Source organism: Corynebacterium sp., from assembly GCF_030535495.1.
In the GTDB taxonomy this organism is placed as follows: domain Bacteria; phylum Actinomycetota; class Actinomycetes; order Mycobacteriales; family Mycobacteriaceae; genus Corynebacterium.
On the sequence record NZ_JAUNRW010000105.1, the window covers coordinates 1 to 6,951 of the forward strand.

Genomic DNA, 6,951 nt, shown 5'->3' on the forward strand with positions numbered 1-6,951 from the left:
CGGCCGTTGATGGTGATGGAACCGGCGTGCAGCACCAGGCGGATGTCGCCGGTGACGTGCTCCTGGGTGGAGTCGATGAACGCATCGAGGGAGCGCTTGAGCGGGCCGAACCACAGGCCGTCGTAGACCTCCTCGGACCAGCGGGCGTCGACAAGCCGCTTGTAGCGGGCCAGCTCACGCTCGACGGTGACGTCCTCGAGGGCCTCGTGGGCCTTGATGAGGATCATGGCGCCGGGGGCCTCGTAGATCTCGCGGGACTTGATGCCCACGAGGCGGTCCTCGACCATGTCCAGGCGGCCGACACCCTGGGCGCCGCCGCGGCGGTTGAGCTCCTCGATGGCCTCGAGCACGGACACCGGCTTGCCGTCGATGGCGACGGGCTTGCCGCCCTCGAAGGAGATGATGAGCTCATCCGGGGCGTTGCCCAGGGTCGGCTCCTCGGTGTAGGCGTAGACGTCCTTGGTCGGGGCGTTCCACAGGTCCTCGAGGTAGCCGGTCTCGACGGCGCGGCCCCAGACGTTCTGGTCGATGGAGAACGGGGAGGAGGCGGACTGCTCGATGGGCAGGTCGATCTCCTCGGCGAAGGCGATGGCCTTGTCGCGGGTCCAGGCGTAGTCGCGGGCCGGGGCGATGATCTCCAGGTCCGGGTTGGCGTTGCGGAAACCGACCTCGAAACGGACCTGGTCGTTGCCCTTACCGGTGCAGCCGTGGGAGACGTGGGTGCCGCCGTGCTCCTTGGCGGCCTCGACGAGGTGCTTGACGATGAGCGGGCGGGAAATCGCGGAGACCAGCGGGTACTGCTTCATGTACATGCCGTTGGCCTTGATGGTGGGCAGGCAGTACTCGTCGGCGAACTCGTCGCGGGCGTCGATGACGACGGACTCGACGGCACCGGAGTCGAGGGCGCGCTGGCGCACGGACTCCATGTCCTCGCCGCCCTGGCCGAGGTCGAGGGACACGGCGACAACCTCGCCGCCGGTCATCTTGGCCAGGTACGGGATCGCGACAGTGGTGTCGAGGCCGCCGGAGTAGGCGAGGACGACGCGTGCAGACATGTGGGTTCTCCTTGGGTTTTTGGTGTTACTGATTATTGAGGATACCGGGGGGCTTATGCGCCGGTGAGCAGGTCCCCCAGCTCGCGGCCCGTCAGCGGTTCGCGGGCGAGGACGAAGATGGTGTCATCACCGGCGATGGTGCCGACGGTCTCGTCCAGGCCGACGCGATCGATGAAGCTGGCCAGGTACTGCGCGGCCCCGGGCGGGGTCCGCAGCACCGCGATGTTGCCCGAGTGATCCACCGCGACGACGAGCTCATCGAGCATGCGGCGCAGCTTCTCCTTCGGACCGGTGAACTGTGTCGCGAGTTGCTTCTCGACGTGCCCCACCACGTAGAAGGGCCGACCCTGGTCGGGGCGGATCTTCTTGGCCCCCAGCTCGTCGAGGTCGCGGGAGAGGGTGGCCTGGGTGATGTCGACGCCTTCGTCGAGAAGCAGTTCGGACAGCTGCACCTGGCTGGAGACCCGGGTCTTGCCGAGGATCTCCAGGATCTTGCCCTGGCGGGCGGTGCGGGTGACGGGGGCGGACATCCATCTACTCCGGCTGGTGCTCCAGCAGCCAGACCATGAGGGCCTTCTGCGCGTGCAGGCGGTTCTCGGCCTCGTCGAAGACCCGGGATGCGGGGCCGTCGATGACCTCGGCGGTGACCTCGTTGCCGCGGTAGGCCGGCAGGCAGTGCAGGAAGATGGCGTCGGCGTCGGCCTGCGCCATGATCTCGCCGGTGACCTGGTACGGCAGGAAGGGGGTGCGGCGGTCCTTGCCGTCGGCCTCCATGCCCATGGACACCCAGGTGTCGGTGATGACGACATCGGCACCGGCCACCTCCCCGACGTCGGAGGTCACGGTGACGGTGGCCCCGGTCTCGGCGGCGCGGGCCTGTGCGCGCTCGACGAACTCGGCCTTCGGATGGAAACCCTCCGGGGCGATGATCGTCATGTCCATGCCCGCGGTGGCGAAGCCGATCATGTAGGAGTTCGCCATGTTGTTGTCGCCGTCGCCGAGGTAGACCGCCTTCTTACCCTTGAGGCCCGCGGGCCCCTGCTCGGGGCAGAGGTTTTCAATGCAGGTCTGCAGGTCGGCCAGGATCTGGCAGGGGTGCAGGTCATCGGAGAGCGAGTTGATGATCGGGACCGTCGCGGTCTCGGCCAGGTCGTGGAAGTTCTGGTGTGCGTAGGTGCGCCACACGATCATCTCCACGTAGCGGGAGAGCACAGCACCAGTGTCCTGGATCGTCTCGCCCTTGCCCATCTGGGAGGAGCCGGAGTCCACGACGATGGGGTGTCCGCCGAGGTGGGCGATGCCGGCGTCGAAGGAGAAGCGGGTGCGGGTCGACGTCTTGTCGAAGAGCACGGCCACCGACAGCGGGCCCTCGAGAGGGCGCTTCGACAGCGGGGCCTGCTTCAGTTCGGCCGCGAGTGCCAGGACCTCGGCCTGTTCGGCCGGGGTGAGGTCGTCGTCGGCGAGGAAGTGCCGCACGTTCGGGGTGGTCATGGTCAGGCCTCCTTGCTGAGGGTGGTGATCAGTGTCGAGAGCTTCTCGACGGCCGCGTCCATCTCATCGTGGGTGATGATCAGCGGCGGGGTGAGACGGATGATGTTCGCGGCCGGGGCGTTGAGGATGAGTCCGTGCTCGAAGCCCTTGGCCACGGCGTCCTTGGCCACCGGCTGCTCGAGGACGACGCCGAGCATGAGGCCGCGGCCGCGGACGTGGTCCACTCCCCCGATCTCGGTGAGCTTCCCGGCGAAGTTGGCGCCCTTCTCGCGGACCTCGGCGCAGAAGTCCTCGTCGACGATCTCGAGCACCGCGTTGGCGGCGGCACAGGCGATCGGGTTGCCGCCGAAGGTGGTGCCGTGGGCACCGGGCTTAAAGAGCTCGGCGGCCTGACCGCGGGCGATGGTGGCGCCGATGGGGATGCCGCCGCCCAGGCCCTTGGCCATGGTGATGATGTCCGGCAGGATTCCGTCGTGCTGGAAGGCGAAGAAGGTGCCGGTGCGGCCGACGCCGGTCTGCACCTCATCGCAGACCATGAGGATGCCGTGCTCATCGCACAGATCCCGCACCGCCTGCAGGAAACCGGCCGGGGCGGGGACCACGCCCGTCTCTCCCTGGACCGGCTCGAGGAAGATGGCGGCGACGTCGCCGGGGTTGGTCTCGACGAGCTTCGTCAGGTACTCGACGTCGCCGTAGGGGTAGAACTCCACCCCGGACGGCAGCGGCTCGAAGGCCTTCCGCTTGTCGGGCTGGCCGGTCAGGGCCAGGGAGCCCATGGTGCGGCCGTGGAAGCCGTTGACGGCGGCCAGCACCCGGGAGCGGCCGGTGAGGCGGGCGAGCTTGAAGGCGGCCTCGTTGGCCTCGCCGCCGGAGTTGCAGAAGAACACGCGCGCGGAGTCGTCGCCGACCCGCTCCTTGAGGGTGGCGGCGGCCTGCAGCACCGGGCCCGAGGCGAAGAGGTTGGAGACATGCCCCAGCTGGGAGAGCTGGTGGGTGACGGCCTCGATGATCGCCGGGTGGGCGTGGCCCAGGGCGTTGACGGCGATGCCGGCGAGCAGGTCGATGTGGACGCGGCCCTGTGAATCCTCCACGGTCGCACCCTTACCGGAGACGAGCTCCACCGGCGGGGTGCCGTAGTTGTTCATCAGCACCTGGTTCCACTGGGTGAGGGAATCGCTCACTGTTCCGCGTCCTTTCTGAAGACGGCGCCGGCCGGATAGTTGCCGCGTTCGTAGTTGTCGGGCAGCACCATGGTGCCGATACCGCCCATGGTGAGCAGCTCGAGGATGACGGAGTGGGCGATGCGGCCGTCGATGACGTGCGCCGCGGCCACCCCGCCCTGCACGGCATTGAGGCAGGACTCCATCTTGGGGATCATGCCGGAATCAAGTCCGGGCAGGATCGACTGCAGTTCCGAGGCGACGATCTTCGACAGCAACGAATCCCGGTTCGGCCAGTCGGTGTACAGGCCCTCCACGTTGGTGAGCATGAGCAGGCGCTCCGCCCCGATGGCCGTGGCCAGCGCGCCGGCCGCGGTGTCGGCGTTGATGTTGTAGACCTCACCGTCCGCGCCGGGGGCGATCGTGGACACGACCGGGATACGCCCGGCCTCGATGATGTCCATGACGGCCTCCGGGTTGACGTCGGTGATGTCGCCGACCAGGCCGATGTCGGTGGGAACGCCGCCGACGTTGACCAGCCGCTTCTGCGCGGTGAACAGGCCGGCATCCTCACCGGAGGTGCCCACGGCATAGGGGCCGTGGGAGTTGATGAGGCCGACGAGGTCGCGGCCGACCTGGCCGAAGAGCACCATGCGGACCACCTCCATGACCTCCGGCGTGGTCACGCGGAAGCCACCCTTGAACTCGCCGTCGAGACCGAGGCGCTTGAGCATCGAGGAGATCTGCGGACCGCCACCGTGGACGACGACGGGCTTGGCACCGACGGTGCGCAGGAGGACCATGTCGGCGGCGAAGGCTGCCTTGAGGTCCTCGTCGATCATGGCGTTGCCGCCGTACTTGACCACGACGATCTTGTCGCGGAAGTGCTGCAACCAGGGCAGTGCCTCCGCGAGCACGTGGGCACGGGCCTCGTTGCTGAGCTCCGAGAGAGATTCCATGTCTGCTTCCTAGCTGGAGTAGGCCGAGTTGATGTGGACGTAATCGTGGGAAAGGTCCGTGGTGCGGACCGTCGCCCGGCCGGTGCCACCCGTACCCAGGTCGACGCGGACGTCGATGTCGGCGCCGGAAAGATCCACCTCGCGGGCCGTCGGCGTGCCGGTGGTGTTCTCGCACACGGCGTGGCCGTTGAAAAAGACGGAGATATGGTCGGGGTCCATGTCGGCGTCCGCCATGCCGACGGCGGCGAGGACGCGTCCCCAGTTCGGGTCCGAACCGAACATCGCGCACTTGAAGAGGTTGTCGCGGGCCAGGGTGCGGGCGGCGTTGACGGCCTGCTCGTCGGAGCCGGTGCCCTCGACCGTCACGGTGACGCGCTTGGTCACGCCCTCGGCGTCGGCCTGCATCATCCGCGCGATCTCCTCACTGGCCCCGAGCACCGCGGCATTGAGTTCCTCCTGGCTCGGGGTGACACCGGAGGCACCGGAGGCGAGCAGGAAGACGGTGTCATTGGTGGAGGTGGAGCCGTCGATGTCGAGGGTGTCGAAGGTGACCTTCGAGGCGGCGCGCAGAGCCTCGTCGAGCATCTCCGGGGTTGCGGAGGCGTCGGTGGTCAGACACACGAGCATGGTGGCCAGGGACGGGCTCATCATGCCGACGCCCTTACCCATACCACCTAGGGTCCAGCCGTCACCCTTGACCAGGATTTCCTTCTTCACCAGGTCAGTGGTCATGATGGCCTCGGCCGCGTCGCCGCCGTGATCACCCAGGCCCGGAACAAGCTTGTCGACGCCCGCGTGGATCTTGTCCATCGGCAGCGGCTCACCGATGAGTCCGGTGGAGCAGACACCGACATCGGAGGGCTCGATGGCGAGGAGCCCGGCCACCTGATCGACGACAGCCTGCGCATCCGTATCGCCCTGGGAGCCGTTGCAGGCATTGGCGTTGCCGGAGTTGAACAGCACCGCGCGGATCTGCCCGTCCTTGATCGCCTCGCGGGAGATCTTCACCGGGGAGGCGACGACGCGGTTGCGGGTGAACACCGCGGCAGCGTGGAACTCGGGGCCGTTGTTGACCACGAGAGCCATGTCGGGATTACCGGAGGGCTTGATACCTGCGGTGAGGGCGGCGGCAGTGAAGCCGACGGGGGTGGTGATGCTCATGGGATGGCTTTCCGGGGTTGAGGTTCTAGGGGGCGACGGCGGCCATGGGCAGGCCGGCGGTCTCGTCGAGCCCGAGGGCGAGGTTCATGCACTGCACGGCGGCGCCGCCGGTGCCCTTGGTGAGGTTGTCGATGGCGCCGGTCATGAGCAGGACACCCGCGCGCTCATTGACCTCCACCTGCAGGTGGCACATGTTGGTGCCCACGACGTTCTGGGTCTCCGGCTGCTGGCCGACAGGCAGCAGATGCACGAAAGGCTCATCCGCGTAGAAGGCGCGGTAGGTCTCGTATGCCGCCTCGGCGGTCACGCCCTCCTTGAGGGGAGCCGTGATGGTGGTGAGGATGCCGCGCGGCAGCGGTGCCAGGACCGGGGTGAAGGACACCGAGACCTCATCGTCCGTCACGGCGGAGAGGTTCTGGATCACCTCCGGGGTGTGCCGGTGCTTGCCCGCGGTGTTGTAGGCGCGCAGGCTGCCCATGACCTCGGAACCGAGGAGTCCGACGGCAGCCTTCTTACCGGCGCCGGACACTCCGGTGATGGAGACGATCGACAGTTCCGGGACGATGAGGCCACCGGCGACAGCCGGAAGGGCGGCGAGGGTAGCGCCGGTGGGGAAACACCCCGGCACCGCGACACGCTTCGCGCCGGTGAGCTCCTCGCGCTGCCCCGGCAGCTCGGGGATGCCGTAGGGCCAGGTGCCGGCGTGCTCGGAGCCGTAGTAGTGCTCCCACTCCCCTGCCTCCTGCAGGCGGAAGTCGGCCGCGCAGTCAATGACGACGGCGTCCGGGTTCGAGTCCGCGAGAGCCTGGCCGATGGGCCCGGAGTGACCGTGCGGCAGTGCCAGGAACACGACATCGTGGCCCGCCAGCACCTCAGGGGTGGTGTCCTCGATGACGCGCTCGGCCAACTGCGGCACATGCGGCATGAGCTCTGCCACGGACTGCCCCGCCGAGGAGCCGGCCGTCAGCGCACCGATCTCCAGGTCACCCGAGAGGTAGGAGGGATGCCCGAGAAGGAGACGGAGGATCTCCCCGCCCGCGTAGCCCGTGGCACCAGCGACTGCAACCTTAAGTGTCATGCGGACCACTGTAACACTTTATGCAGTCTGATGAAAAGTATGCAGCG

General features: G+C 67.8%; 7 protein-coding genes. All 7 read right to left on the reverse strand.

Going from position 1 to position 6,951, the window contains the following annotated elements:
- Nucleotides 1-1,055, reverse strand: a 1,055-nt coding sequence (locus Q4F73_RS10500) for an argininosuccinate synthase (RefSeq protein WP_303359296.1), incomplete at its 3' end; no start/stop codon positions are given.
- A gap of 53 nt (nt 1,056-1,108) precedes the next feature.
- Complete coding sequence (locus tag Q4F73_RS10505) at nt 1,109-1,585, reverse strand: arginine repressor (protein ID WP_303359297.1); 477 nt, start codon at nt 1,583-1,585, stop codon at nt 1,109-1,111.
- A 4-nt stretch (nt 1,586-1,589) separates the two neighbouring features.
- Complete coding sequence (gene argF / locus Q4F73_RS10510; RefSeq protein ID WP_303359298.1) at nt 1,590-2,546, reverse strand: ornithine carbamoyltransferase; 957 nt, start codon at nt 2,544-2,546, stop codon at nt 1,590-1,592.
- 2 nt (nt 2,547-2,548) lie between these two features.
- Nucleotides 2,549-3,727 carry an acetylornithine transaminase gene (locus Q4F73_RS10515; protein WP_303359299.1) on the reverse strand — a complete coding sequence of 393 codons (1,179 nt, stop codon included), beginning with the start codon at nt 3,725-3,727 and terminating at the stop codon, nt 2,549-2,551.
- Nucleotides 3,724-4,665: an acetylglutamate kinase gene (argB, locus tag Q4F73_RS10520; RefSeq protein ID WP_303359300.1), complete on the reverse strand. Its 942-nt coding sequence runs from the start codon at nt 4,663-4,665 to the stop codon at nt 3,724-3,726. The genes Q4F73_RS10515 and argB overlap by 4 nt, the downstream gene beginning before the upstream one ends.
- Nucleotides 4,666-4,674: 9 nt before the next feature.
- On the reverse strand, nt 4,675-5,826 hold the full coding sequence (gene argJ / locus Q4F73_RS10525) for a bifunctional glutamate N-acetyltransferase/amino-acid acetyltransferase ArgJ (RefSeq protein WP_303359301.1): 1,152 nt from the start codon (nt 5,824-5,826) through the stop codon (nt 4,675-4,677).
- A gap of 25 nt (nt 5,827-5,851) precedes the next feature.
- Nucleotides 5,852-6,904 (reverse strand): N-acetyl-gamma-glutamyl-phosphate reductase, encoded by a 1,053-nt coding sequence (gene argC, locus Q4F73_RS10530; RefSeq protein WP_303359302.1) that lies wholly within the window; start codon nt 6,902-6,904, stop codon nt 5,852-5,854.
- Nucleotides 6,905-6,951 lie beyond the last annotated feature (47 nt).